This window comes from Streptomyces sp. NPDC037389, assembly GCF_040636475.1.
GTDB lineage: Bacteria > Actinomycetota > Actinomycetes > Streptomycetales > Streptomycetaceae > Streptomyces > Streptomyces hesseae.
The window spans coordinates 45621-70353 of the sequence record NZ_JBEZUS010000016.1 but is presented as its reverse complement, the minus strand read 5'-3'; the positions used below and the strand labels follow the sequence as shown (position 1 = coordinate 70353).

Here is a 24733-nt window from a genome sequence, read left to right as displayed (position 1 = left end):
GGAGTGCCCTGGCGAGCGCGTGGGGCTCGTAACTCGGGGGCATCTGGTGACGCGGGGCGGCGCGGCTCCGTCCTGGGGCGCCTCCCAGCGGTAGCTGGGGGAAAGTCGCCGGACGGGGTGCGCTACGGGGTCTCGCTTCGGGGCGCGAGGCACAGGGGCCCTCAGCAGTCACACATTCGACACATACGACGAGCAGCACCGGGCGTCGTCATCGCCTCGGTCGCAAAGATGCGGGTGCTCGTCGTGGTCATGCGGGCAAGTAAAACAGAAGCACGTGCGAATCGGCCAAGCCTGTCCGAATACCGGACGCGATCTCTCGCTTCCTGGACGCGCGGGAGCGCGGCGGGGGTGCGCGCGAGGGGCCCGTACCGGGCGTTTAAAGTCGTCCCATGCCTGTCTCGTCCCCTTCGCACACCCGCGTCTCCCGGGGGTCCCGGTGCTCGACGCGCTGACGCTCGCGGCCGGTCTGGCCGCTCTCGCGCTGGCCGCCTGGTGCGGTTTCGCCTTCGCCCGGGACGAGCCCACCAAGGACTGGCACTTCATCGGCATGGCCGTGGTCGCGGCCCTGGCGCTGGTGCAGCTCGTCATCGGTGTAGTGCGGCTGTCCGGCGGCGACAAGCCGGCGCAGGGCACAGCGATCTTCGTGGCCTATCTGCTGGGCGCGGCGGCCGCCGTTCCCGCTGCGGGCTTCATGTCCCTGGCCGAGCGGACCCGCTGGGGCTCGGCCACCGTGGCGGCGGGCGCCGTGATCCTGGCCGTGCTGGAAGTGCGGCTCTACGACATCTGGGGAGGCTGACATGTCCGAGGCTGAAATGTCCAAGCAGGCGGACACGGGCGAGCGGTCCGGCTTCGACCTCGGCCAGGGGCCGGGCCGGCTGCTGGTCTGGCTCTACGGCGTCTTCACCGTCGCGGCGGCCTCCCGCTCGATCGTCCAGATGATCATGGACTTCGGCCGGGCGCCGCTCGCGTACGTCCTGTCGGCGGCCGCCGCCGCGGTCTACGCCTTCATCACGTACTCGCTGGTGCGCGGTGGCGGGCGGGCCCGCAGGGCGGCGCTGGTGTGCTGCGCCGCCGAGCTGGTGGGTGTGGTGACCGTGGGCACCTGGACGCTGCTGGAGCCGTCCGCCTTCCCCGACGCCACGGTCTGGTCGGACTACGGCATGGGCTATCTCTTCATCCCGGTCGTCCTGCCGGTGACCGCGATGGTCTGGCTGCGCCGGGCCCCGCGCTGAGGCCCGGCACGGTCCGGCGTCAGGCGCTCGTCACCAGGGCGGGCGCCCCGGCGGGCCCGGCCTCCTTCTCCAGGGTGACCACGGTGAGGTTCCGCCCGGCCGGTTCGGCGCCGGTGCGGGTGTAGCCCCACTTGCGGTACAGGCGCGGGCTCCCCTCGCCGCGCTGGCCGGCGGCCAGCCGGAACCGCTTGGCGCCCCACTCCCCCGCCAGCCGCTCCTCGATCGTGGCGAGCAGCCGCCCGCCCAGACCGTGCCGCCGCAGCCGGGGGTGGACGATCAGCCCCGTGATGACGGCCGTCCCCTCGGTGTCGACGGCGGCGCGGACGGAGCCGACGACCTCCTCGCCGAGCCGGGCCACGAGCACACAGCCGCGGCCCAGTTCGGCGCGCAGGTCGTCGAGCGTCTGCGTCAGGGGTTCGATGGTGTAGTCGCCGTAGAGCTCCGCCTCGCTCTGATAGCAGAGGTACTGGAGCTTGAGGATCTGCTCGGCATCGTGCTCGGCCGCGGCCGAGATGGTCACGCTCATGCCCATGTGCGCACGCCTCCCCTTGCTGGGTCGCTTAACGCTCCTTTCCCCCGGGTCAAGGAGCTGCAATCTCTGCCATGAGCATTCTGCGCAGGCATCCCAGGCAACGGGAACGTACGGGCCCCAAAGATCCTTGTGACATTCCCAACTTCCCTGCGATTTCACGGTAGGTCGGGTCGTGGCCCGAGAGAAGCGCGGAAATCAGCCGGGGACAGCGGCCGGGCAGCCGGCGGATCGCGGCCCGCAGCTCGCGGCGGGACTCGGCGGCCAGCACGGCCTGTTCCACCCCGGAATCCACCCGTTCGCCGGATGTCGGGGCGGCCTCGCCGGTGGGGTCGTAGAGCACCTCCCGCCGGGCCCGGCGCAGGGCGGCTTGGACCTCGGCCCGGACGGCCGCCGTTAAGCGCGTGACGGGCTCCCCGGCTCGGCGCTCGCTCAGCAGCCGCACCCAGACGGACTGTTCGAGGTCGGCGGCGTCCAGTCCGGCGGAGTGCGCCTCGGCGGCGCACTCCGCCTTGAGCAGGGGGCTCAGCCGGGTCAGGAGATCACTCTGAGTGGTCATGCGGGCGGGGACGCCGGCCTCCGGCCCACCGGTTTCCGGGCTACCCGGAATTCACCCGTCCGGGTGTGGTGGGTCACCGGGGGCTGACGCCCGGACGGCAGTGCCGGACGGCCCCGGCGTCACGCCTTGCGGAACGCGTCCCGCGCCATGGCCGCCGTGTCGCAGTTGTCGGAGAATATGCCGTCGATGCCCGTCGCGAAGTACGCCTTGAACGCGCCGAACGCGTCGCCGTAGGCGTTCGGGTCCGTGCCCCGGCGGAAGTCGGCGGGCAGGAAGCTGTTCTCGTTGCGCATGGTGTACGGGTGGAGGATCAGCCCGGCGGCGTGGGAGTCGCGCACCAGCGTGGTGGGCTTGGTGAGCCGGTCGTTCTTGTCCCGGGGAATGATCAGGTTCACCCAGGGGCCGATGCCCTGCGCGAAGCCGGAGACCCACTTGAGGCCCTTGGGGGTGATGAGGTCGGCGACCGTGCGCGGGTCGTTCGCCTCGACGAAGTCCCAGGGGCGGGTGGGCAGGTCGTCCAGCAGCAGCACCTTGGGGCAGTCGAGGCCGAGCCGGCCGAGACGCTGGAGGCTGCTCGGCTCGAACGACTGGAGGAACGTGTAGCCGTTGCGCCCCGAGCGGCCGTAGCGCCGCAGCAGCTTGGCGAGGCGCTCCTCCAGGCCCAGGCCGATCTTGCGGAAGTACGTGGGGTGCTTGGTCTCCACGTGCAGCCAGATGCGGCGGCCGCGCTTGCGGCCCTGCTCGTCGGCCCACTTGAGGACCTCCTCGAACGTCGGCACGTCCCAGCGGCCGTCGTAGAGGGTGTTGTGCTGGCGGTTGCCGGGGATGCGCTCCTTGGCGCGCAGCGTCTTCAGCTCCGCGAGGGTGAAGTCCTCGGTGAACCAGCCGGTGTGCTTCTCGCCGTCCACGGTCTTGGTGGTCTTGCGGGAGGCGAACTCCGGGTGGTCGGCGACATCGGTGGTGGCGGTGATGTCGTTCTCGTGCCGGCAGACGAGATGGCCGTCCTGGGTCGGCACGACGTCCTGCTCGATGACGTCCGCGCCGTTGGCGAGGGCGTACTCGTAGGAGCCGAAGGTGTGCTCGGGCCGGTAGCCGCAGGCGCCGCGGTGGCCGATGACGGTGGGCACGGGCAGGTCCTTGAGGGAACCCCCGTGGCCGCGCCCGGCCGTGAGGTCCGTCTCCCGCCCGGCCGCCATCGCCGGAACCGCTCCGCCGCCGAGGGCGACCGCCCCCGCGCCGAGGGCCGCCGCGGCCCCCAGCACCGTGCGCCTGCCCGGCCGCTGCTCCTGCTGCATGTTTCTCCTTCTGTGGTGCTGATGCCGTGTGGTGCCACGGCTGTGCCGTGGGCTGCTACCCGGTCGGCCGATCGTATGCACGTCCGACTTCCGGGTTGAAGAACGAATGAGGAACGGAGTGGAAAGTCACGTCAACACTCTGTTTCGACTCGGTCAACCCCGCGTGCACAAGGGGCGTACCCGCGAGTATCGTCGTCGACCGCGCCCCGCGCGCCCGTCCCGCACATCACGACCGGAGGGTCCGTTGTCCCGCATCCTGCTCAAGGCGTTCCTCGGATTGCTCATGCGCGTCCTGTACCGCCCGAAGATCGAGGGGGCCGGGCACATCGCGGAGAGCGGGCCGGTGATCCTCGCGGGGAACCACACCACGTTCGTGGACTCGCTGTTCCTCGCCCTGGTCGTCAAGCGCCAGGTGTTCTTCATCGGCAAGGACGAGTACGTCACGGGCAAGGGGCTCAAGGGCCGGCTGATGGCGTGGTTCTTCGGCGCCTCCGGGATGATCCCGGTCGACCGCGACGGCGGCAACGGCGGGGTGGCCGCGCTGATGACGGGCCGTCGGGTGCTGGACGAGGGCAAGGTCTTCGGCATCTACCCGGAGGGCACCCGCTCCCCCGACGGCCGCCTCTACCGCGGCCGCACCGGCATCGCCCGGCTGACGCTGATGACGGGCGCTCCGGTGGTGCCGTTCGCGATGATCGGCACGGAGAAGGTCCAGCCCTCCGGGAAGGGCCTGCCGCGCATCGCGCCGGTGACGGTGCGCTTCGGCGAGCCGCTGGACTTCTCCCGCTACGAGGGGATGGACCGCGACCGCTATGTGCTGCGCGCCGTCACCGACGAGGTGATGAGCGAGGTCATGCGGCTGTCCGGCCAGGAGTACGTGGACATGTACGCCACCAAGGCCAAGGCGGCCTGACCCCGGCCGGACGCCACGCGGTGTCCGGCCGCTAGCCCAGGCAGCGCGGCTGGAACGCCGGGTCGGCCGGGCCCTTGCGCCCGAGGGCGTTCAGCACCCACTGCGCCACGACCGGGTCCTTGGTGGCCTGGTCGTGCATGAAGGGGTCCAGCGGGCACTTGTCCTGGAGCACGACATTGCTGAGGTGCTCGGCGGGGCCGGTCAGCAGGGCGCTGGTGTAGGGGATGACCACCTCGTCGTGCCGGGTGGTGATGACGGTGTAGTCCGGCCCGGCGGGGGTCTCGTCGCCCTCGTTGAGCTTCTTGAGCAGGTCCGAGCCGACGCGCTGGTCCAGGCAGGACGGGCAGAAGGTGTAGCCGAACGGTATGGCGAGCGGGTTCAGCGTGCCGTGGTTGGACGGCACGATGCCCACGAGGTCGTCGACCTTGTCCGCGCCGCCGAGGAACTTCACGTAGTAGCGCGGCATCATGCCGCCCTGGCTGTGCCCGACGATGTCGACCTTGGCCGCGCCCGTCGCGCCCCGTACCGCCTCGACGAAGTCGCGCAGCTCGGCGGCGGCCTGCGGGATGGGGTCGGTCTCCATGTGCCCGTAGTTGAAGGCGAAGACGCAGTAGCCCGCCTCCTTGAGCTTCGGGGAGAGCTTGGCCCAGTTCTCCGCCATCAGCTTGAACGTGCCGTTGACCAGCACGACGGGCTGCGGATGCGCCGAGTCCGGCTTGCAGGACCAGTCGTTGGCGCCCTTGGGCGGGACGTCCAGGACCGAGGCGGAGGCCGGGGACGCGGTGAGCCCCATGAGGCTCAGGGCCGCGGTGGCCGCGGCGGCGACCAGGAATCGTGCGGTGGTACGCAGACGCATGTGGGGGATTCCTTTGAACATGGCGCCGCTGCTGCGGACGCCTTCGTCCGAACCACGTTCGACAATGTCGACCGGTGGACGAGATGTTCTCGGGTGCGTCAGGACTGCGTCAATAGAGTTACTCGCCGGTAAACGTCACAGGGGCCGGGGGTTGCCACCCCGGCCCCTGTGGTGTTTGCTCATCCGAGCCCATCCGAGCCCGTATGGGATCAGCCGCCGTACCCTTCCTCCAGCCGCTGTCCGCGCAGCAGGAACCAGGCGGCGACCGCCGTCACCAGCAGCACCAGCGCACCGACGCCGGAGGCGATCCGCAGCCCCTCGACGAAGGCGTCCTGAGCCGAGCCGAGCAGCGCCGCGCCCGTGTCCGCGGGCAGGGTGGCGGCCGACTCGACCGCGCCGCCCAGGGACTCCCGCGCGTCGCCCGCAGCGCCCGCCGGGACCCCGGCCGGCACGGTGAACCCGCGGTAGACCCCGGTGACGATCGTGCCGAGCAGAGCGATGCCCAGCGCGGCACCCAGCTCGTAGGCCGTCTCCGAGACCGCCGAGGCCGCGCCCGCCTGCTCCTTTGGCACGCTGGAGAGGATCACATCGGCGGTGACGGTGAAGGAGAAGCCCGCCCCGATGCCGACGACGAGCAGCGCCGCGCCCAGCACCGGGTAGGCGGTGTCCGCGTCCAGCGCGACCAGCGCCGCCAGCGCGAGCCCTATCGCCGCGAGCCCGCCGGTCACCACCGAGCGCACCGACCAGCGCCGGGCGGCCTGCCCGGCCAGCAGACCGGCCGTCACCGCGCCGACGGCGGCGGGCAGCTCGGCCAGTCCCGCCTCCAGCGGGCTGCGGTCCTGCACCAGCTGGAGGAACTGGGAGAGGAAGAAGACCATCCCGGACAGCCCCAGGACCGTCAGCAGGTCGGCCAGGACCGCCGCCGAGAAGCCCCGGTGATGGAAGAGCCGCATGTCCAGCAGCGGCGAGGGCAGCGTGAGCTGCCGCCGTACGAACCACACCAGCGCCCCCGCGCCGACGACGGCCGCCAGGGCGACCGGCCAGGCGAAGCCGTTGGTGGCACCCTCCTTGATCGCATAGACCAGGGCGATGATGCCGACCATCGACAGCAGCACGCTCGGCAGGTCCCACGGCCCCGGGGCGGGGTCCTTCGACTCCGGCAGCAGCTTCGCCCCGACGAGGACGAGCACGGCCATCACCGGCAGGTTGATCAGGAAGACCGAGCCCCACCAGAAGTTCTCCAGCAGGAAGCCGCCCACCACCGGGCCGACGGCCGCGCCTGCGGAGGCCATGGCACCCCAGACGCCGATGGCCAGGCTGCGCTCCTTGGGGTCGTGGAAGATATTGCGGATCAGCGCGAGCGTCGAGGGCATCAGCGTCGCGCCCGCCACACCCAGCAGCGCCCGCGCCGCGATCATCATCTCCGGGCTGGACGCGTAGGCGTTGAGCACCGACACCGCGCCGAACGCCACGGCACCCGTCAGCAGCAGCTTCTTGCGGCCCACCCGGTCGCCCAGGCTGCCCATGGAGACGAGCAGTCCGGCGATGACGAAGGAGTAGACGTCACCGATCCACAGCAGCTGGGTGCCCGACGGCCGCAGGTCCTCGCTGAGGAACGGCGTGGCGAGCCCCAGAACGGTGGCGTCGACGGCGACGAGCAGGACGGCGAGGGCGAGCACGGCCAGCGCCAGCCAGCGCCCCGGTCGCGGCGTCTCCACCGGCGCGGGCGCGTCGGGCGCCGGGCCGGCGGTCCGGGCGCTCACCGCTCGGCCCTGCGCTGCGCCCCGCCGAGCAGGAGCTCGGAGACCATGCGGGCGAGGTCCTTGGCGGCCACCCGCCCATCCTGCACGGCCCACGCCCCGGAGGCGATCAGCCCGTACAGCGCGTCGGTGAGCCAGGCGGGTGAGAGGTCGACCCGGAAGGCGCCCTCCTCCTGGCCGCGCAGGAAGAGCGCGTGGACACGGGCGTCGAGGCGGTTCCAGCCCTCGTCGATCTCGCCCTCGAAGAGCTGGTTCTCGGAGTAGAGGAAGGACATCAGACCGGCGGCCTGCTCGGCCTTCTCGATCAGGCGGCGCACGGCCTGCGCCGCGTCGCCCTCGTCCAGCCGGGCCTCGTCCAGGGCCCGCTCGAACTGCTCGATGCCGAGCTTTTCCAGGGCCCTGACGAGCGCGTCGCGACCGGCGAAGTGGCGGTGGAGGGTGGCGCGGCTGATCCCGGCGGCCTTGGCGATCTCGTCCATGGAGGCGGTCGCCTTACGGGTGAGCAGGGCTGCGGCTGCTCTCAGTACATGCTCGCGGCGGTCAAGGCTCATGAGACGACCATAACCCGCATGAGACATCAATGTCTCATGCGAATTATGGTCGTCTCAAAATGATCACCCGTGTCGCGTATCCGCCGTGCCCGCCCAGGTGCGCTGGACCGCCAGATCGGCCTTGACCTCCTGGAGCTGGACCGCCACGGCCGAGGGAGCCGTGCCGCCCCGCCCGCTGCGGGAGGCGAGCGCGCCGGGGACGCTCAGGACCGTGCGGACCTCGGGGGTCAGATGCGGGGAGATCGCGGCGAAGTCCTCGTCGCTCAGCCCGTCGAGCTCGATGCCGCGCGCCTCGCACTCCTTGACGCACTCCCCCGCGACCTCGTGCGCCACCCGGAACGGCACGCCCTGCCGGACCAGCCACTCGGCGATGTCGGTGGCGAGCGAGAAGCCGGCCGGGGCCAGCTCCTCCATCCGGTCGCGGTGGACGGTGAGGGTCGCCATCATCCCGGTGAAGGCCGGGAGCAGGACCTCCAGCTGGTCGCAGGAGTCGAAGACCGGCTCCTTGTCCTCCTGGAGATCGCGGTTGTAGGCGAGCGGCAGGGCCTTGAGGGTGGCCATCAGCCCGGTGAGGTTGCCGATCAGCCGCCCGGACTTGCCGCGCGCGAGCTCGGCGATGTCGGGGTTCTTCTTCTGCGGCATGATCGAGGAGCCGGTGGAGAAGGCGTCGTGGAGGGTGACGAAGGAGAACTCCTTCGTGTTCCAGATGATGATCTCCTCGGCGATCCGCGACAGGTCGACGCCGATCATCGCCGTGATGAAGGCGAACTCCGCGACGAAGTCCCGGGAGGCCGTGCCGTCGATGGAGTTGCCGGACGAGCCGCGCTCGAAGCCGAGGTCGGCGGCGACCGCCTCCGGGTCCAGCCCGAGGGAGGACCCGGCGAGCGCGCCCGAGCCGTACGGCGAGACCGCCGTGCGCTCGTCCCACTGCCGCAGCCGCTCCGCGTCCCGGGACAGCGCCTGGACGTGGGCGAGCACATGGTGGGCGAAGAGCACCGGCTGGGCGTGCTGAAGGTGGGTGCGGCCCGGCATGGCGACGTCCGGGTGGGCCTCGGCGAGGCCGACGAGCGCCTCCTGGAGGCCGGCGATCAGCCCGCCGATGATCCGCGCGTGGTCGCGCAGGTACATCCGGAAGAGCGTGGCGACCTGGTCGTTGCGCGACCGGCCGGCGCGCAGCTTGCCACCGAGGTCCGGACCGAGCCGCTCCAGCAGACCGCGCTCCAGGGCGGTGTGGACGTCCTCGTCGGCGACGGTGCCGGTGAAGGTGCCGGCGGTGACGTCGGCCTCCAGCAGCCCGAGACCCTCGATCATGCGGGTGAGCTCGTCGTCCGTGAGCAGCCCGGCCTTGCGCAGCACCCGGGCATGGGCGCGGGAGCCGGCGATGTCGTAGGGGGCGAGCCGCCAGTCGAAGTGGACGGAGGCGGACAGCTTCGCCAGGGCCTCGGCCGGCCCGTCCGCGAACCGGCCGCCCCACAGCCGCACGTCGCCGCCGCCGGCGGGGGGCTGCGATCCGGTGGTCATCGTCGATTGCTCCTCTGCGCGATGCGGTGCGATGCGGTGGTGCGGCCTCCCCGGCCCAGAGGGCCGGGGAGGCGCGGGTGGGGGGTGGCGAACGGACTAGTGGACCAGGTCCCGCTTGGCCGCGATCTTCGAGGACAGGCCGAAGATCTCGATGAAGCCCTTCGACATCGACTGGTCGAAGGTGTCGCCCGTGTCGTAGGTGGCGAGGTTGAAGTCGTAGAGCGACTGCTCGGACCGCCGGCCCGTCACGACGGCCCGGCCGCCGTGGAGGGTCATCCGGATGTCACCGGAGACGTGCTCGTTGGCCTCGGCGACGAATCCGTCCAGGGCCCGCTTGAGCGGCGAGAACCACAGGCCGTCGTAGACCAGCTCGGCCCACCGCTGCTCGACCTGCCGCTTGTACCGGGCGAGCTCGCGCTCGACGGTCACGGCCTCCAGCTCCTTGTGCGCGGTGATCAGCGCGATCGCGCCGGGCGCCTCGTAGATCTCCCGGGACTTGATGCCGACCAGCCGGTCCTCGACCATGTCCAGCCGCCCGACGCCCTGGGCGCCGGCCCGCTCGTTCATCTGCTGGATGGCCTGGAGCACGGTGACGGGCTTGCCGTCGATGGCGACGGGGACGCCCTTGTCGAAGGTGATGACCACCTCGTCGGCCTCCCGGGGGGTGGCCGGGTTGGCCGTGTAGTCGTAGACGTCCTCGATCGGGGCGTTCCAGATGTCCTCGAGGAAGCCGGTCTCGACGGCGCGGCCGAAGACGTTCTGGTCGATGGAGTACGGCGACTTCTTGGTCGTCGCGATCGGCAGGCCCTTGGCCTCGCAGAAGGCGATGGCCTTGTCCCGGGTCATCGCGTAGTCCCGGACGGGGGCGATGCACTTCAGCTCGGGGGCGAGGGAGGAGATGCCGGCCTCGAACCGCACCTGGTCGTTGCCCTTGCCGGTGCAGCCGTGGGCGACGGTGGTCGCGCCGTGCTTCTTCGCGGCGGCGACGAGGTGCTTGACGATCGTGGGCCGGGAGAGGGCGGAGACCAGCGGGTACCGGTCCATGTACAGGGCGTTGGCCTTGATCGCGGGGAGGCAGTACTCCTCGGCGAACTCGTCCCTGGCGTCCGCGACCTCGGCCTCGACCGCACCGCAGGCGAGCGCGCGCTTGCGGATGACGTCCAGGTCCTCGCCGCCCTGGCCGACATCCACGGCGACGGCGATGACCTCGGCGCCCGTCTCCTCGGCGATCCAGCCGATGGCGACGGAGGTGTCAAGGCCGCCGGAATAGGCGAGTACGACGCGCTCGGTCACGGGGGTTCTCCTTACGGGTGCGGTGCGGTGCGGTGCGCTGTGCGCTGCGCATTCATGCGCTGGTGGGCATAACTATGCAGTGCGGCGCATGTTTCGTCAATAGCTCGTGGGAGTGAATCGTTGCCGAGTGGGCGTCGGCACGGCGTTCTACGATGCGACTATCCGGGTGCCCAACCAAGGAGGTTTCGCCATGACTGTGCGGGACGACTTCTTGCAGGAGATCGTCGAGCGTGCGGCGTCGGTGATCGAGGGCTGCAAGATCGAAGTGGTGGGGGACCGGATCATCATGACGCCGCGGAGCAGCGTCCAGAGCTGGACGATTCGCCGCGTCCAGAACGCCATCGATGCCTGCGGCATCGCCGAGGAGCGCATCCTGTCGGACGTGCTGATCCAGTTTCCGGGAGAGCCGCAACGGTGCCCGGATGTGGCGATCGTCGAGGACGGCGCCACCGAGAAGTACTCCCACGAGGATCTCCTGGCCGCCATCGAGATCGTCTCCTCGAAGTACGACAGGAACGACTATGCGATCAAGGTGCAGCAGTACGCCCACTTCGGCGTGCCCATCTACTTGATCATCGACCCCTTCCGCGGGCAGTGCAGCCTGCTCACCGAGCCGGTGGGCGACTCGTACACCTCGTGCGAGGAGTACAAGTACGGCGACACCGTCGCCTTCCGACTCCGCGACGGCAGCGACATCGAGATCCCCACGCACACGTTCAAGCGCCGCAACTGAGCCCCCTCCGGACCCCGGATTTGGATCACGGCGCGGAACAGGATATTTTCTTTCTGCACGCCCCACCGGGAAGAAAAGCCCGGAGGGACGCGGCACCGGGACGTGGCGCAGCTTGGTAGCGCACTTGACTGGGGGTCAAGGGGTCGTGGGTTCAAATCCCGCCGTCCCGACGGTGTGAAGAAGCCTCTGATCAGCGGGAAACCGCGGATCAGAGGCTTTTTCCATGCCCAGCAGCGCCCGGGCCAGCGTGTCCGAGTCCCCCAGCGTCATCGAGTCCACGCCGGGGCGGATGCCCGCCGCCGTGACCCAGTGGACGGACTCCGTGGGCACCCCCAGGGCGAAACGACGTGGGTGGGGGCGGCCCGTCGCGTCGAGCAGGTGGCACGGGCGGCCGGTGACGGCGAGACCGCCGGTGACGTAGTCGGTGCCGTCGCCGCACGGGATGCGATGCGCGCGGCACTGGCCCGTGGCGAGCAGGTGCCGCAGCAGGGGGTCGGCCGTGCGGGCCAGGTCGGGTTCGGGCAGCCGGGCCTCGATCAGGACCCGGCCACGCGCCCCGGCGCCCGGCACCTCCGACTCCAGGACGAACGCCCCGGCCTCCGTACGGACCCGCGCCCCCGGCCCGGCGACGCTCAGGATCCCCGCCTCGATCAGTGCCGCCATCCGCTCGATCCGGTGGGCGGGCGGGCCGATGGACAGGAAGGCGTTGAGCGGGGTGTACCAGCCGTCGAGGTCGTCGCGGTGGGAGTCGCCGAGCAGCCCGCCGTGGTCGACCAGCTGCCGGATCTCGTTGCGCAGGTCGCGCAGGACGTCGAGGGCCGCCTTGAGGGGGCCGCTGACATTGCCCGCGCGGGCCTCGGCCACGTCACGGGCCAGCCGGTCCAGCAGCCAGGACCGCAGTTCGCCGGGGCCCGCGAAGCGCAGACCCGCGCAGGGGCGGGCGAGGCGGTCCCAGTCCCAGCGGTCGGCGCGCCCGATGCCGCACCGGGCGAGGACGTCCCGTTCCGCCGCACCGCGCGGGGCGGCGAGATAGCGGTCCGCGAACTCGGCGAGCTCGCCCGCACCGGTCCCCCGGCGGCGCAGCAGCGCCTCGTAGTAGACGCACTCGGTCTCCTTGGCGATCAGCGGCCACAGGTCGGCGCGGAAGTCGAGGCGCCGGCCGGCGTCGGCGCGGCCGCGCAGCCGGGCGAGGGTGAGCGGGGTGAGCAGGCGGGGGCGGTGGCGGCCGTGCGCGCCCTTCTCGTTCTCGCCCCGCGCGTGGTACGGGACGCCGCGCCGGGAGCCCGCGTGGAGGAGGGGTTCCCGGCCGGAGGGGCGGTAGACGAGGGAGCCGCCGGTTCTCTCGAAGGTGCCGCCCCGGCCCTCGGTGAGCAGGGCCACATGGTCGAAGAAGGTCAGGCCCAGGCCCCGTAACAGCACGGGCTCCCCCGGCCGGACGGCGGAGAGGTCGGCGTCGGCGGGGTTGGCGGGCGGGACGTGGAGCAGTCCGTGGCCGTCCGCGTAGGAGGACAGTTCCGCTTCGGTGTCGGTCGGGCGCGTGGGTAAGTGGCCCTGGCAGAGGACGACGGCGTCGAGACCGTCGAGGAGGGTGCCGTCGTCCAGGCGGACGGTCTGCCGGGCGGGGCCGCCCGCGTCGTCCAGCGCGACGGCACGGGCGCGGTGGAGGTGGACGGAGACGCCCGTGGGGGCGCGGCGCACCACCCGCCGGAAGACCCACTCCAGGTAGTGCCCGTAGAAGGCCCGGGTGGGGTACGAGTCCGGGCCCAGCCGCCGGGCCTCGGCGCGGACCGCCGCGCCGGCGTGGGGGCGGGAACGGGCCCATCCGTAGAGGCTGGGGCCGGGTTCGAGCGGCCCCGCTATGCGCACGCCGGCGTCGGTGAACATGGTGATCTGCGATGCCACGGTGTTCATCAGCAGATGGCTCGACTGGCCGGTGCGCCAGACACCGCCGGAGCCGGGGCGCCCGGGGTCGACGAGGTGGACGGCCACGGCCCGGGGTGAGCCGGAGGCCGCGGCCGCCCGGGCGTTGGCGCACAGCCGCTCCAGCACCGACAGGCCGCGCGGTCCGGCACCGATGACGCACAGTGTGAGGTTGTCGCCGGTCACTCGGCGCCTCCTTCGTCGAGAGGGCCGGTTCTCCGGGCCCTCCGGCGCAGGATGCCGTCATCGACTCCCCCGGCGTGCACTTTCGCCGGAGTTCGAACACGTCCCTCGACAGCGGGAATTGATGATGGTAAGCGGCGCTCGCCGCGCGCGTGCCGACCCCGTCAGGGGCGCGGGGGACTGCGCGACCAGCCACAGCCGGCACGCGGCCGACGGTGATCCGCACCGGCAGCGGCCCGAACGTCGAGCGGAGCCCTCAGCGGAGCGTCACCGTTCCTTCTGTGCCAGCCGCAGCAAGTGGTCCGCCAGCGCCTGCCCTCCGCTCGGGTCACGGCTGATCAGCAGCACCGTGTCGTCACCCGCGATGGTGCCGATGATCTCGTGGACGCCCGCCTGGTCGATCGCCGAGGCGAAGAACTGGGCGGCTCCCGGCGGTGTCCGCAGGACGACCAGGTTGGCGGAGGCCTCCGCCGAGATCAGCAGTTCGCCGGCGAGCCGGCCCATCCGGGCCTCCGACGCGGACTCCCCGAGGGGGGCGCGCGGGGTGCGGTCGCCGCCCTCGGAGGGCACCGCGTAGATCAGCTCGCCGCCGGTGTTGCGGATCTTGACGGCGCCGAGCTCGTCGAGGTCGCGGGAGAGCGTCGCCTGGGTGACGGAGAGTCCGTCGTCGGCGAGCAGCTTGGCGAGCTGGCTCTGGGAGCGGACGGCCTGTCGGCTGAGGATGTCCACGATGCGGCGGTGGCGTGCGGTGCGGGTCTGCGGCACGGCCTGTCCGCCGTGAACCGGCTCGGTCTCCTGCGCCTCGGTCATCTTCTTCGTCAGTCTCCGGATCGTCGTTCCCCGTGGGCCCCGTCGGCGACGGCGTCCAGGACGCCGGGCAGCGTCCGGAGGAACGTCTCCACGTCATCCTCGGTGATGATCAGCGGAGGGGCCAGCCGCACCACATCGGGCGCGACCGCGTTCACCAGCAGGCCGGCTTCCTGGGCCGCCTGCTGCACCATCGGTGCGAGGGGCTCGCCAAGGACAATACCCAGCAGCAGGCCGGTACCACGGACGTGGTCGACGAGCGGGTGGCCGAGCGCGGCGATCCCGTCACTCAGCAGGCCCCCCACGCGCTTGACCCGGCCGAGGATTCCATCGGTCTCCAGGGTCTCCAGGACGGCGAGCGCGGCGGCGCAGGCGACGGGGTTGCCGCCGAAGGTGGAGCCGTGCTGACCAGGTGTCAGCAGGTCGGCGGCGGGCCCGAAGGCCAGGGTCGCGCCGATGGGCAGCCCGCCGCCGAGGCCCTTGGCGAGGGTGACGACGTCGGGCTCGACGCCCTGCGCCAGATGCTCGAACCAGTGTCCGGTGCGGCCGATACCTGTCTGGATCTCGTCCAGCGCCAGCAGGGCCCCGGCCGCGCGGGTGATCTCCCGGGCGGCGGCCAGATAGCCCGCCGGGGGCACGACGACGCCGTTCTCGCCCTGGACGGGCTCCAGGACGACCATCGCGGTGTCGCCGGTGACGGCCGCGCGGAGCGCCTCCGTGTCCCCGTACGGCACGTGGGTGACGTCGCCCGGCAGCGGAAGGAAGGGTTCCTGCTTGGCGGGCTGGCCGGTGAGGGCGAGGGCGCCCATGGTGCGGCCGTGGAAGCCGCCCCGGGCGGCCACCATGTGCGTCCGGCCCGTCCGCCGCCCGATCTTGAACGCGGCCTCGACGGCCTCCGCGCCGGAGTTCGCGAAGTAGACCCGCCCGGGGCGGCCGGCCAGCGCCAGCAGCCGCTCGGCGAGCTGGACGGTCGGCTCGGCGGTGAAGAGGTTGGAGACGTGGCCGAGGGTGGCGATCTGGTCCGAGACGGCCCGGACGACGGCCGGATGGGCGTGGCCGAGGGCGTTGACGGCGATGCCGCCGACGAAGTCCAGGTAGCGCTTGCCGTCGGCGTCCCAGACGAACGGGCCCTCACCGCGCACCAGCGGGATCGCGGGCGTGCCGTAGTTGTCCATCAGGGCACCCTGCCAGCGCCGGGTGAGCTCCGCGTTGGTCGTCATGACTCCCCCTCCGGGTCCGGCACGACCATGGTGCCGATGCCCTCGTCCGTGAAGATCTCCAGCAGGATCGAGTGCTGGACACGGCCGTCTATCACCCGCGCCGTGGTGACGCCGTTGCGCACGGCGTACAGACAGCCCTCCATCTTGGGCACCATGCCGCTGGCCAGCTCGGGCAGCAGTCGTTCCAGTTCGCTCGCGGTGAGCCGGCTGATGACCTCGTCGCTGTGCGGCCAGTCCTCGTAGAGGCCCTCGACGTCGGTGAGGACCATCAGCGTCTCGGCGCCGAGCGCCACGGCGAGCGCGGCGGCGGCGGTGTCGGCGTTGACGTTGTAGACGTGGCCGTCGTCGGCGCTGCGGGCGATGGAGGAGACGACGGGGATGCGGCCGTCGTCGAGCAGGGCCTGGACGGCGCCCGGGTCGATCGCGGTGATCTCGCCGACCCGCCCGAGGTCCACCCGCTCGCCGTCTATCTCGGCGTAGTGCTTGGTGGCGGTCATCAGGTGGGCGTCCTCGCCGGTGAGGCCGACGGCGAGCGGGCCGTGCTGGTTGAGGAGGCCGACGAGCTCGCGCTGCACCTGCCCGGCGAGGACCATCCGGACGACGTCCATGGCCTCGGGCGTGGTGACCCGCAGCCCGGCCTTGAACTCCGAGGTGATGCCCATCCGGTCGAGCTGACGGCTGATCTGCGGTCCCCCGCCGTGGACGACGACGGGCTTGAGGCCGGCGTGCCGCAGGAAGACGACGTCCTGGGCGAAGGCGGCCTTGAGCTCCTCGTCGACCATGGCGTTGCCGCCGAACTTCACGACGACGGTCTTGCCGTGATGGCGCGTCAGCCAGGGCAGGGCCTCGACGAGGGTGCGGGCCTTGGGCAGGGCGGTGTGCCTGCGGGTGCCGCCGGCGCCCGAGGCGTCCGTCGCGGGCGCGTCGCCGATGGCCGTGGTGGCGGCCGTCGTGGTGGCGGTTGTGTCGCCGCTGTCCGTGGTCATGAGGAGTACGCGCTGTTCTCGTGGACGTAGTCGGCGGTGAGGTCGTTGGCCCAGATGATCGCGGTGTCGGAGCCCGCGGACAGGTCGGCGGTGATGCGGACCTCCCGGTACCGCATGTCGACGAGGTCGCGGTCGTCGCCGACCGAGCCGTTGCGGCACACCCAGACGTCGTTGATGGCCACGTTGAGCCGGTCGGGGTCGAAGGCGGCGGAGGTGGTGCCGATGGCGGAGAGGACGCGGCCCCAGTTGGGGTCCTCGCCGTGGAGAGCGCACTTGAGGAGGTTGTTGCGGGCGATGGAGCGGCCGACCTCCACGGCGTCGTCCTCGGTGGCGGCGTTGATCACCTCGATGCGGATGTCCTTGCTGGCGCCCTCGGCGTCGCCGATGAGCTGGCGGGCGAGGTCGTCGCAGACGGCCCGTACGGCCTCGGTGAAGGCGTCCTGGCCGGGCGTGACGCCGGCGGCGCCCGAGGCGAGCAGCAACACGGTGTCGTTGGTGGACATGCAGCCGTCGGAGTCGACCCGGTCGAAGGTGGTCCGGGTGGCGGCGCGCAGCGCGGTGTCGAGGCCGGTGGCGTCGACGTCGGCGTCGGTGGTGAGGACGACGAGCATGGTGGCGAGGCCGGGGGCGAGCATGCCCGCGCCCTTGGCCATGCCGCCGACGGTCCAGCCGTCGCCCTGGACGACGGACGTCTTGTGCACGGTGTCCGTGGTCTTGATGGCGATGGCGGCCTTCTCGCCGCCGTGCGCGGAGAGTTCGGCGGCGGCCTTCTCGATGCCGGGCAGCAGCTTGTCCATCGGGAGCCGGACGCCGATCAGGCCGGTGGAGGCGATGGCGATCTCGGCGGCGCTGTGCCCCAGCGCCTGGGCGGCCTTCTCGGCGGTGGCGTGGGTGTCCTGGAAGCCCTCCGGCCCGGTGCAGGCGTTGGCGCCCCCGGAGTTGAGGACGACGGCGGAGACCTGACCGCCCTTGAGGACCTGCTGGGACCAGAGGACGGGGGCGGCCTTGACGCGGTTGGCGGTGAAGACGCCCGCCGCGGCAAGGCGGGGGCCCTGGTTGACCACGAGGGCCAGGTCGGGCTGTCCGCTCTCCTTGATCCCGGCGGCGATGCCCGCCGCCGTGAAGCCCTTCGCCGCTGTGACGCTCACTGCTTCTCCTTGCCGACTGCCGTCGTCTTCTTCGGGTCCTGGTTTCCGGCCCGACGGCCGGACGGGGTTCTGTCGCACGGGGCGCACGGGGCGCAACGGATGCTCGGGGCACCCGAGGCGCACGGTGTGAGCCGGGCGAGCGCGGTGGCGACCGCGCGCCGGATGGTCATGGCGCCACCCCGGTGGCGGGCAGTCCCAGCTCCTCGGGCAGCCCGAGGGCGATGTTCATGCTCTGCACGGCGCCGCCGGCCGTGCCCTTGGCGAGGTTGTCGATGGCGCTGATGGCGACGATCCGGCCCGCCGCCTCGTCGAGGGCGACCTGGACGAGGGCGGTGTTGGAGCCGAGGACGGACGCGGTCGAGGGCCACTGCCCCTCGGGCAGGAGCCGGACGAACGGCTCGCCGGCGAAGGCCTTCTCGTACGCGGCGCGCACGGTGTCCGCCGTGACGCCCGGCCGGGCCTTGGCGCTGCACGTGGCGAGGATGCCGCGGGGCATGGGGGCGAGGGTCGGGGTGAAGGACACCGTGACGGGCTCGCCCGCGGCGGCGGAGAGGTTCTGGACCATCTCGGGGGTGTGCCGGTGGCCGCCGCCGACGCCGTACGGGCTCATGGCGCCCATGACCTCGCTGCCCAGCAGATGCGGCTTGGCGGCCTTGCCGGCGCCGGAGGTGCCGGACGCGGCGACGATCACGGCCTCGGGCCCGGCCAGCCCGGCGGCGTACGCGGGGAAGAGCGCGAGCGAGACGGCCGTGGGGTAGCAGCCCGGCACGGCGATCCGCTTGGCACCGCGCAGCGCGTCCCGCGCGCCGGGCAGTTCCGGCAGCCCGTAGGGCCAGGTGCCCGCGTGCGGGGAGCCGTAGAAGCGCTGCCACGCGGCCGCGTCCTTCAGCCGGAAGTCGGCCCCGCAGTCGACGACCAGGACGTCCTCGCCGAGCTCGGCGGCGACGGCGGCGGACTGCCCGTGCGGCAGGGCCAGGAAGACGACGTCGTGCCCGGCGAGGGCCTCGGTCCCCGTCGGCAGCAGCACCCGGTCCGCGAGCTGCGGCAGATGCGGCTGGAGGCCGCCGAGCCGGGCGCCGGCGTTGGAGTTCCCGGTCAGCGCGCCGATACGGACCTCGGGGTGCCCCAGCAGCAGGCGCAGCACTTCCCCGCCCGCGTATCCGCTCGCTCCGGCCACTGCCGCGTGTATCGCCGCCATCGACGCCTCCTTGGTGATGGCATGACTATACGAAAAGCAGCAGTTTTATGCAATGACTCCGGCTGGACGTGGGTCAGCTCGGCTGCGGTCGCTTCAGCCGGCGAGTGAGTGCTTGAGTTGGCGGATGAGCGTTTCGGCCGGCGGGCGGGGTCGCCGTCACCGCGTCCTCGCCGGGGACGGGCCGGAGGGTTGGGCAGGCAGCGGGAGGGGCCGCCCCGGCGGTATGGAGAACTGGAGCGAGGTCGAGAGGTGGCATGGACCATGCAGGTCGGCATGCATCGGCGCATGGCACTGGCCGTGCTGCTGGTCGCCACGTTCATGGGAATCCTGGACGTACTGATCGTGAACGTCGCCGCTCCGTCCATCCAGCGCGATCTGGGGGCGAGCTTCAGCGATATACAGCTGGTGATCAGCGGTTATGTGCTGGCCTATGCCGTCGCCCTGACGTCGGGCGGCCGGTTGGGTGATTCCCTGGGCAAGAAGCAGGTCTTCCTCGCCGGGGTGCTGGCTTTCGTCGTGTGCAGCGCGGGTTGCGCTTTGGCGCCCTCGGTCGGGGTGCTCATCGGGCTGCGGGTGGCGCAAGGTCTCGCAGCGGCGGTGATGCTGCCTCAGGTGCTCTCGATCATCCAGGACGTCTTCCCGCCCGAGCGTCGGCCGCGTGCTCTGGCGCTGTACGGCGGGACGATCGGGATGGGCGCGGTGGTCGGGCAGATCGTCGGCGGGGCGCTGATCCATGCCGACGTGCTCGGGCTCGGCTGGCGGTCGGTGTTCTGGGTCAACGTGCCGATCGGCCTGGTGACGGCCGCCTGCGTGCCCTTCGTCCTGCCGCGGACCGGGGCGGTGCGGAGGCCGGCGGACGTTCCGGGGCTGATCCTCACCGCGGTGGCGATGACGCTGCTGGTGTATCCGCTGGTACGGGGCAGTGGCGGTGGCTGGTCGTGGTGGGTGTGGCCGGCGTTCGCCGGATCGGTCCTGTCCCTGGTGGGGCTGTGGTGCGTCGAACGGAACCGCGAGAAGGCGGGGCAAGCGCCGCTCATCGCCCCCTCGCTCTTCCGGGATCGTGGATTCACTACCGGGCTGGGCGCGGCGCTGGTGTTCTACTGCGGCAACTACGGCCTGTTTCTGCTGCTGGCCTACGTCTTCCAGGAAGGGCTCCATCTGTCACCATTCGCTTCCGGCGTGGGGTTCCTGCCGCTCGGGCTGGGCTTCGCGGCGGCCTCGCTCGCCGGGCGGCGGTTCGCCGTCCGCCGTGGGAACGCGGTCCTGAAGCTGGGCGCGGTCACGATGGGGACCGGCTACCTGGCCTTGATCGCCACACTGACCCCCCGGCCTTCCGCCTCGCCCGGCACGGAGGCCCTCGTCATGGCACCCGCCCTCCTGATCGCGGGGGTGGGGCAGGGGCTCGTGGCAGCGCCGCTGATCGGCGTCATCCTCCGCACCGTACCTCCGCAGGAGGCGGGAGCGGCCTCCGGAATCGTCCTGACGGTCAACCAACTCGCCGGCTCTCTGGGGGTGGCCGTGCTCGGTGCCCTGTTCGTCGCCCTCCTCGGCGCCGACCCGCAGCAAGGGAGCGCGCACCTGACGGGCCACGACTTCACGGCGGCCCTGAGAGGGTGTGCGTGGGCCCTGTTCGCCCTGGCCGGGGTCACAGGTCTGCTGGCCTGGCGCCTTCCGAGCCGACCGCAGCCTGCCGTCGGCACCTCGCGCTGAGACGGCTGCCACCCGGGCGGCGGCACATGGTGTCCCGGCATGGCGGGAAGACAGGGATGAGTCACCACCCCGATCCTCAACGGTGAGGTGCGACCGTGCCGGCCCAGTCCGCCGAACCAGGGACCGAGATCGCCGACAGACGGCAACGCCGTTGGGTCCTCGTCGCGATGAGCGGCGCGCTTGCCATGACCTTCATCGACGAGACCGGTGTCGGCGTCGCCCTGGCGACGATCCACCGGGAGCTCCACGCCTCCCGCACCGGGACGCACTGGGTGATGAACGCCTACATGCTCACCCTGGCCGCCTTCGTCGCCGTCGGCGGGCGCCTCTCCGACATCCGCGGCCGCCGCCGGACCTTCGCCGTGGGTCTGAGCGTCTTCGGCCTCGGCTCACTGCTGTGCGCCACCGCGCCCGGCCTGCTCTGGCTGATCACCTGGCGGGCGGTTCAGGGAGTCGGTGCGGCCCTGCTGATCCCCACCGCGCTTGCCATCGTCTCCCAGACCTTCCCGCCCGCCGAACGCGGCCGCGCCGTCGGCGCCTACATCGGCGCCGCCAGCGTCTTCTACGTCATCGGCCCACTTCTGACAGGCGCCCTGATCGACCAGATCAGCTGGCGAGCGGTCTTCTGGATCAACGTGCCCATCGCCTGCGCCGTCGCCCTCATCGTCACCGCCGGCGTCCCTTGCGACGTCCGGGCCGGGCGGCGCGAGCGGCTGGACCTGCCCGGCCTGATCACCAACGCCGCCGGACTCGCCGCCCTGGTCGTCGCCCTGATGCAGGCCCCCGCCTGGGGCTGGTACTCACTTGCGGCCGTGCTGCTGTACGCGGTCGCGGTGCTGCTGTTCGCCGCCTTCGCCCTCATCGAGCTCCGCCGCCGGGCACCGCTGTTCGACCTGGGCATCCTGCGCGACCGCGTCTTCTCCAGCGCCGTCGCCATCGTCTTCCTGGTCTACGTGGTCTACCTGGGGCTGATCGTCTTCGCGCCCCTGTTCCTGCAGCACGAAGCCGGGCTGCGGCCACTCGTGGCCGGCCTGGCCCTGGCCGTGGCCCTTGGCCCGATCATCGCGGTCGCCCCGGTCACCGGACGCGTCGTCGACCAGGCGGGACCCCGCCGCCCGGCGCTCGTCACCGCCCTCACCGGGACCGTCGCGTTCACCTGGCTCGCCCTGGCCGCCTCGGCGCACTCCCTGCCGTGGATCATCCCCGCTCTGCTGCTGTACGGAATCTCCATCCCCGCCGTCTACAACTGCGCCGTCACCGCAGCCCAGAACACCGCGGCCGACGAACACCGAGGACAAGCCTCCGGCATCATCACCAGCGCCGCCCAGATGGGCGCGACCATCGGCATCGCCGTCATCGGCGCGGTCATCGCCGCCGTCTCCGGCTCCGCCGACTACACGACCGCCGGCTTCCAAGCAGGCTTCGCCGCCTGCGCCGTCTTCTCCGCCCTCATCGCCCTCCTTGCCCTCGCGCTCCCGCACACACCATCACCATGACCTCAAAATTTTCAGCGGCCTCCCGAGCGCTCTCGGTGCCTGCCCAGCGGACGATGCCCCCGGTGCCCGGTCATCGCCCCCATCACAGTGGCTGAACGCTTCAGTTGGCCAGTTGAAAAAAAGGGGGGCGCGCCCACACCATCCGCCCAGCCGGCCTCACTGTCAGCGCTCTGTGTCACTATTCGCACGCGTCCCAGGAGGGAAAGGGCCGCGGACTACTGATTACCGGGGGTTGGGGATGGGAGCGGGTACGGGGCCGGACGGTTCGTCCAGGTCCGACGAGGAGTGGGAGCGGTTTCTGCGAGAGTCGGTGGCGGGTGCCGCCGACGCGCCCAAGGAGCCGTCGGCGCGGGCCCGCGACGTGGCGAAGCGGCTGCGCGCGGAGCCCGGCCCCGGCCTGGAGGGCTGGCGCGGCTACACGCCCGCGCGGCCCAAGCGGCGCACGGGCTGGTACGTGGTCGGGCTGCCGGCCTCGCTGGTGCTGCTGGCGGTGGCGCTCGCGCCGGGGCGGGTAGTGGACCTGTTCGCCGGTACCGACTCCCCACCCCCGGCGGAGGCGGCCCAGCGCCCCACCATGGACGAGCCGTTCCGCGGCTCGCCGGCGGCGAGCTGGGCGAGCGGAGCGGCGGGGATCACCGTGCCGAAGGCCACGGCGGTGGGGTGGATGAGCACGGCCGAGGTCGAGCGGGCCCTCGACCGCAGCCGGGACTTCCTCGTCGCGTCCGGCCTGGACCGCGGGGTACTGGGCGGCGAGCACCCCGAGAAAGCGATCGCACTGATCAACCCGCGCCAGAAGGACGTCCAAGACCTCCTGAAAACCGCTTTCCGAACGCCGAGCGAGAAGAACGACCCCCTCCTCCTCTTCAGCCGCTTCCAGCCTTCCCGCACCCGCCTGGTCGGCGACGTCGTGAAGACCCGGGGCCGGCTCACCTACCGTGAGGGCGAGCGCGGCGCGCTCCAGGTGACCGCCGACGTCACCTTCGTCTACCCGGTCACCCGCGCGGACGCGGGCGGCAACGACGAGATCGTGCGCACGATCGTCCGGCGCGAGCTGGTCCTGAGCTGGGACGACCCCGACAAGGTGATCACCGAGCCGGGCACGTTCTCGATCGTCTCCTACAAGTACGACATGACCAACGGCGGCTGCGGCGCCCTTACGGGCTACTTCACCCCGCCCTTCGGCACGGACCGCCGGGCAGAGGAGGCCGGCACGGAGGTCGACCCGTACGACCGCAGCGCGCCGGTCGGGCGGGGCGAGTCCTCCGGGGACGGGTGCGGGAGGGCGACACGGTCCTAGCGGGCGTTACTCGGCGGAGGCCACCTCAACCCCGAGGGCGATGACTTCCAGCCGCCGGTCCACTCCCCGCGCCGGCACCGGGCCGGTCGGCCGAGCACCGCGCGCAGCCGGGCGGCGACGTGCATGAGCGGCCGGCCCGGTAGACGACGCCGATCGTGACATCGAGGGCGCCGGGCCGGCCACGTCCCGTACGCAGCACCGGTTGTGCCGGACAGTTCCGCGCTCAACGGCCGGGTGCGATGCTCACTGGCCGACTGGAGCGCCCAGTCACCATTGCCCGCCGGCCGAAACGCTCAGTCACATCAGCGCCGCCAGGTAGTCGTCGAGAAGCTCGGCCTGACGCTGAGGCGGGAACGCCGTGGGGCTGAACAGGGCCTGCACCACCAGGCCGAGTACGAAGGACTGGGCGCCGGCCGCGATGCGCTCCGGGTCCCCGGGGGGCAGTTCGCCGAGCCGCTGGGCCGCGGCGACCAGGTCGCGCAGCTTGTCACGGCTTTGGGCGTACTTCCGTCCGTAGTCGTCGCTCAGGGCGGGGTCGGCGAGCGCGGTGTCCCAGGAGGAGACCCAGATGCGGTTGCTCGCGGTGGCCTCGGCGGTCAGCGGAAGGATGTCGAGCAGGGCGGCCCTCACCGCGGACAGCCCCTCTCCGGCTTCGCGCCGGGGGCGGGAGGCGGTTCGCTCGGCGAGCAGGTCGAGGGCGTACGCGACCAGGTCGCGCTTGGCGGGGAAGTAGTGGGTGAGCAGACCGGTGGTCGCGCCGAGCTCGGCCGCGACGGCGCGCAGGGTCAGCCCGCCGAAGCCGTGCGCGGCCAGCACCCGCCAGACCGCCTCCGAGACTTCGCGGCGCCGGGCTTCATGATCTCCCTTGGTACGTGGCATGCTGCCACCGTACATATCCGTAACGCTTGTTGTGTGAATGGGGTCACCATGTTCTCCCTGCCGCTGCGGGACGACGCCCGCCTCCGCCCGCTGGAGATATGGCACGCCGAGGAGTTCGCGGCCCATCTGGACCGGGCCCGCGAGCACATCCGGCCGTGGGTCGGGCCGGCGTTCGTCACCGACGACCTCGACGGGGCGCGGGGCACGCTGCGCCGGTACGCCGAGCGCCAGGCCGGGGACGGCGCCCGCCTCTACGGCATCTGGCTCGACGGCACGCTCGTCGGCGGCGTGATGTTCACGGACTTCGACGCCGCCATGGGCTCCTGCGAGATCGGCTGCTGGCTGGAGCCGGCCGCCGAGGGGCTGGGCCTGATCACCAAGGCGTGCCACGCCCTGCTGGACTGGGCCTTCACCGACCGGGGAGCGCACCGCGCCGAGTGGCACTGCCGGGCCGACAACGATCGCAGCTCCGCGGTGGCCAGGCGGCTCGGCATGACGCTCGAAGGCGTGCGGCGCCAGTCCTGGCCCTACGCGGGCACCCGCCACGACAAGCAGATCTGGGCGGTCCTCGCCCCCGAGTGGCAAGCCCTTCACCCGGAGGGGCACGACCTCGCGACCATGGAGTAAATCACCGGACCCTACAAATC

24 protein-coding genes and 1 tRNA gene are annotated in these 24733 nt (G+C 71.9%); 9 read left to right on the top strand and 16 right to left on the bottom strand.

Annotated features, from left to right (window positions below; genetic code table 11):
* The first annotated feature begins 436 nt into the window (after positions 1 to 436).
* On the top strand, positions 437 to 796 hold the full coding sequence (locus tag AB0E98_RS28660) for a hypothetical protein (RefSeq protein WP_311610319.1): 360 nt from the start codon (positions 437 to 439) through the stop codon (positions 794 to 796).
* A gap of 1 nt (position 797) precedes the next feature.
* Entirely contained in the window at positions 798 to 1232 is a 435-nt protein-coding gene (locus tag AB0E98_RS28655; protein ID WP_361708098.1) for a hypothetical protein, read from the top strand.
* A gap of 19 nt (positions 1233 to 1251) precedes the next feature.
* Here AB0E98_RS28655 and AB0E98_RS28650 read toward each other — a convergent pair whose 3' ends face one another.
* The 3 genes from AB0E98_RS28650 to AB0E98_RS28640 all read right to left on the bottom strand — a co-directional run bounded on the left by AB0E98_RS28650 (position 1252) and on the right by AB0E98_RS28640 (position 3615).
* Entirely contained in the window at positions 1252 to 1764 is a 513-nt protein-coding gene (locus tag AB0E98_RS28650) for a GNAT family N-acetyltransferase (protein WP_361708095.1), read from the bottom strand.
* A gap of 49 nt (positions 1765 to 1813) precedes the next feature.
* Positions 1814 to 2320, bottom strand: a complete 507-nt coding sequence (locus AB0E98_RS28645) for a sigma-70 family RNA polymerase sigma factor (protein ID WP_361708093.1) — start codon at positions 2318 to 2320, stop codon at positions 1814 to 1816.
* Positions 2321 to 2439: 119 nt separating this feature from the next.
* On the bottom strand, positions 2440 to 3615 hold the full coding sequence (locus tag AB0E98_RS28640; protein ID WP_361708091.1) for a glycerophosphodiester phosphodiesterase: 1176 nt from the start codon (positions 3613 to 3615) through the stop codon (positions 2440 to 2442).
* Positions 3616 to 3859: 244 nt separating this feature from the next.
* Here AB0E98_RS28640 and AB0E98_RS28635 point away from each other — a divergent pair, with 244 nt between their 5' ends.
* Positions 3860 to 4528 (top strand): lysophospholipid acyltransferase family protein, encoded by a 669-nt coding sequence (locus AB0E98_RS28635; protein WP_361708089.1) that lies wholly within the window; start codon positions 3860 to 3862, stop codon positions 4526 to 4528.
* Positions 4529 to 4559: 31 nt separating this feature from the next.
* On the opposite strand, the gene AB0E98_RS28630 is transcribed toward AB0E98_RS28635, so the two are convergent.
* From AB0E98_RS28630 to AB0E98_RS28610, 5 genes are all read right to left on the bottom strand, one after another.
* Positions 4560 to 5384 carry an alpha/beta fold hydrolase gene (locus tag AB0E98_RS28630; RefSeq protein ID WP_311610310.1) on the bottom strand — a complete coding sequence of 275 codons (825 nt, stop codon included), beginning with the start codon at positions 5382 to 5384 and terminating at the stop codon, positions 4560 to 4562.
* A 209-nt stretch (positions 5385 to 5593) separates the two neighbouring features.
* Entirely contained in the window at positions 5594 to 7147 is a 1554-nt protein-coding gene (locus tag AB0E98_RS28625) for an MFS transporter (protein ID WP_361708086.1), read from the bottom strand.
* Positions 7144 to 7695 (bottom strand): helix-turn-helix domain-containing protein, encoded by a 552-nt coding sequence (locus AB0E98_RS28620; protein WP_361708084.1) that lies wholly within the window; start codon positions 7693 to 7695, stop codon positions 7144 to 7146. Before AB0E98_RS28620 ends, AB0E98_RS28625 begins: the two co-directional genes overlap by 4 nt.
* A gap of 63 nt (positions 7696 to 7758) precedes the next feature.
* Entirely contained in the window at positions 7759 to 9216 is a 1458-nt protein-coding gene (gene argH / locus AB0E98_RS28615; RefSeq protein ID WP_361708081.1) for an argininosuccinate lyase, read from the bottom strand.
* A 96-nt stretch (positions 9217 to 9312) separates the two neighbouring features.
* Positions 9313 to 10509, bottom strand: a complete 1197-nt coding sequence (locus tag AB0E98_RS28610) for an argininosuccinate synthase (RefSeq protein ID WP_361708079.1) — start codon at positions 10507 to 10509, stop codon at positions 9313 to 9315.
* A gap of 190 nt (positions 10510 to 10699) precedes the next feature.
* Here AB0E98_RS28610 and AB0E98_RS28605 point away from each other — a divergent pair, with 190 nt between their 5' ends.
* Together AB0E98_RS28605 and AB0E98_RS28600 are read left to right on the top strand one after the other, a co-directional pair.
* Complete coding sequence (locus AB0E98_RS28605; RefSeq protein WP_361708077.1) at positions 10700 to 11242, top strand: Uma2 family endonuclease; 543 nt, start codon at positions 10700 to 10702, stop codon at positions 11240 to 11242.
* Between the two features lie 96 nt (positions 11243 to 11338).
* Positions 11339 to 11412, top strand: a tRNA-Pro gene (locus tag AB0E98_RS28600).
* Here the strand turns inward: AB0E98_RS28600 and AB0E98_RS28595 are convergent.
* From AB0E98_RS28595 to argC, 7 genes are all read right to left on the bottom strand, one after another.
* Positions 11378 to 13348 (bottom strand): FAD/NAD(P)-binding protein, encoded by a 1971-nt coding sequence (locus AB0E98_RS28595; protein WP_361708075.1) that lies wholly within the window; start codon positions 13346 to 13348, stop codon positions 11378 to 11380. The genes AB0E98_RS28600 and AB0E98_RS28595 overlap by 35 nt on opposite strands.
* Positions 13349 to 13612: 264 nt before the next feature.
* A complete protein-coding gene (locus AB0E98_RS28590; RefSeq protein ID WP_361708073.1) occupies positions 13613 to 14155 on the bottom strand; it encodes an arginine repressor in 543 nt (180 codons plus the stop codon).
* Between the two features lie 8 nt (positions 14156 to 14163).
* Positions 14164 to 15372, bottom strand: a complete 1209-nt coding sequence (locus tag AB0E98_RS28585; RefSeq protein ID WP_361708072.1) for an acetylornithine transaminase — start codon at positions 15370 to 15372, stop codon at positions 14164 to 14166.
* A complete protein-coding gene (argB, locus tag AB0E98_RS28580) occupies positions 15369 to 16358 on the bottom strand; it encodes an acetylglutamate kinase (RefSeq protein ID WP_361708070.1) in 990 nt (329 codons plus the stop codon). The genes AB0E98_RS28585 and argB overlap by 4 nt, the downstream gene beginning before the upstream one ends.
* A complete protein-coding gene (gene argJ / locus AB0E98_RS28575; protein ID WP_361708067.1) occupies positions 16355 to 17506 on the bottom strand; it encodes a bifunctional glutamate N-acetyltransferase/amino-acid acetyltransferase ArgJ in 1152 nt (383 codons plus the stop codon). Before argJ ends, argB begins: the two co-directional genes overlap by 4 nt.
* Positions 17503 to 17676, bottom strand: a complete 174-nt coding sequence (locus AB0E98_RS28570) for a hypothetical protein (RefSeq protein ID WP_361708064.1) — start codon at positions 17674 to 17676, stop codon at positions 17503 to 17505. Before AB0E98_RS28570 ends, argJ begins: the two co-directional genes overlap by 4 nt.
* A complete protein-coding gene (gene argC, locus AB0E98_RS28565) occupies positions 17673 to 18704 on the bottom strand; it encodes an N-acetyl-gamma-glutamyl-phosphate reductase (protein ID WP_361708061.1) in 1032 nt (343 codons plus the stop codon). Before argC ends, AB0E98_RS28570 begins: the two co-directional genes overlap by 4 nt.
* A 285-nt stretch (positions 18705 to 18989) precedes the next feature.
* Between argC and AB0E98_RS28560 the strand changes: the two genes are divergently transcribed.
* The 3 genes from AB0E98_RS28560 (at position 18990) to AB0E98_RS28550 (ending at position 23207) form a co-directional block, all read left to right on the top strand.
* Positions 18990 to 20414 (top strand): MFS transporter, encoded by a 1425-nt coding sequence (locus AB0E98_RS28560; RefSeq protein WP_361708060.1) that lies wholly within the window; start codon positions 18990 to 18992, stop codon positions 20412 to 20414.
* Between the two features lie 95 nt (positions 20415 to 20509).
* Positions 20510 to 21910: an MFS transporter gene (locus AB0E98_RS28555; RefSeq protein WP_361708057.1), complete on the top strand. Its 1401-nt coding sequence runs from the start codon at positions 20510 to 20512 to the stop codon at positions 21908 to 21910.
* A 238-nt stretch (positions 21911 to 22148) separates the two neighbouring features.
* The gene (locus tag AB0E98_RS28550) at positions 22149 to 23207 is read left to right on the top strand and encodes a hypothetical protein (protein ID WP_361708054.1); all 1059 of its coding nucleotides are present in this window, start codon (positions 22149 to 22151) and stop codon (positions 23205 to 23207) included.
* Positions 23208 to 23504: 297 nt separating this feature from the next.
* Here the strand turns inward: AB0E98_RS28550 and AB0E98_RS28545 are convergent, their stop codons facing one another.
* Positions 23505 to 24086: a TetR/AcrR family transcriptional regulator gene (locus AB0E98_RS28545; protein WP_361708051.1), complete on the bottom strand. Its 582-nt coding sequence runs from the start codon at positions 24084 to 24086 to the stop codon at positions 23505 to 23507.
* 48 nt (positions 24087 to 24134) lie between these two features.
* Between AB0E98_RS28545 and AB0E98_RS28540 the strand changes: the two genes are divergently transcribed.
* The gene (locus AB0E98_RS28540) at positions 24135 to 24713 is read left to right on the top strand and encodes a GNAT family protein (protein ID WP_361708226.1); all 579 of its coding nucleotides are present in this window, start codon (positions 24135 to 24137) and stop codon (positions 24711 to 24713) included.
* The last annotated feature ends 20 nt before the right edge of the window (positions 24714 to 24733 follow it).

What these genes read in the sequence shown, in the direction of transcription:
- AB0E98_RS28550 (WP_361708054.1), top strand. Translation starts at nt 22,149, where the DNA reads ATGGGAGCGGGTACGGGGCCGGACGGTTCGTCCAGGTCCGACGAGGAG.
- argC (WP_361708061.1), bottom strand. Translation starts at nt 18,704, where the DNA reads ATGGCGGCGATACACGCGGCAGTGGCCGGAGCGAGCGGATACGCGGGC.
- AB0E98_RS28570 (WP_361708064.1), bottom strand. Translation starts at nt 17,676, where the DNA reads ATGACCATCCGGCGCGCGGTCGCCACCGCGCTCGCCCGGCTCACACCG.
- AB0E98_RS28560 (WP_361708060.1), top strand. Translation starts at nt 18,990, where the DNA reads ATGGCACTGGCCGTGCTGCTGGTCGCCACGTTCATGGGAATCCTGGAC.
- argB (WP_361708070.1), bottom strand. Translation starts at nt 16,358, where the DNA reads ATGACCACGGACAGCGGCGACACAACCGCCACCACGACGGCCGCCACC.
- argH (WP_361708081.1), bottom strand. Translation starts at nt 9,216, where the DNA reads ATGACCACCGGATCGCAGCCCCCCGCCGGCGGCGGCGACGTGCGGCTG.
- AB0E98_RS28590 (WP_361708073.1), bottom strand. Translation starts at nt 14,155, where the DNA reads ATGACCGAGGCGCAGGAGACCGAGCCGGTTCACGGCGGACAGGCCGTG.
- AB0E98_RS28545 (WP_361708051.1), bottom strand. Translation starts at nt 24,086, where the DNA reads ATGCCACGTACCAAGGGAGATCATGAAGCCCGGCGCCGCGAAGTCTCG.
- AB0E98_RS28585 (WP_361708072.1), bottom strand. Translation starts at nt 15,372, where the DNA reads ATGACGACCAACGCGGAGCTCACCCGGCGCTGGCAGGGTGCCCTGATG.
- AB0E98_RS28605 (WP_361708077.1), top strand. Translation starts at nt 10,700, where the DNA reads ATGACTGTGCGGGACGACTTCTTGCAGGAGATCGTCGAGCGTGCGGCG.
- AB0E98_RS28640 (WP_361708091.1), bottom strand. Translation starts at nt 3,615, where the DNA reads ATGCAGCAGGAGCAGCGGCCGGGCAGGCGCACGGTGCTGGGGGCCGCG.
- AB0E98_RS28650 (WP_361708095.1), bottom strand. Translation starts at nt 1,764, where the DNA reads ATGGGCATGAGCGTGACCATCTCGGCCGCGGCCGAGCACGATGCCGAG.
- AB0E98_RS28655 (WP_361708098.1), top strand. Translation starts at nt 798, where the DNA reads ATGTCCGAGGCTGAAATGTCCAAGCAGGCGGACACGGGCGAGCGGTCC.
- AB0E98_RS28620 (WP_361708084.1), bottom strand. Translation starts at nt 7,695, where the DNA reads ATGAGCCTTGACCGCCGCGAGCATGTACTGAGAGCAGCCGCAGCCCTG.
- AB0E98_RS28630 (WP_311610310.1), bottom strand. Translation starts at nt 5,384, where the DNA reads ATGCGTCTGCGTACCACCGCACGATTCCTGGTCGCCGCCGCGGCCACC.
- AB0E98_RS28645 (WP_361708093.1), bottom strand. Translation starts at nt 2,320, where the DNA reads ATGACCACTCAGAGTGATCTCCTGACCCGGCTGAGCCCCCTGCTCAAG.
- AB0E98_RS28540 (WP_361708226.1), top strand. Translation starts at nt 24,135, where the DNA reads ATGTTCTCCCTGCCGCTGCGGGACGACGCCCGCCTCCGCCCGCTGGAG.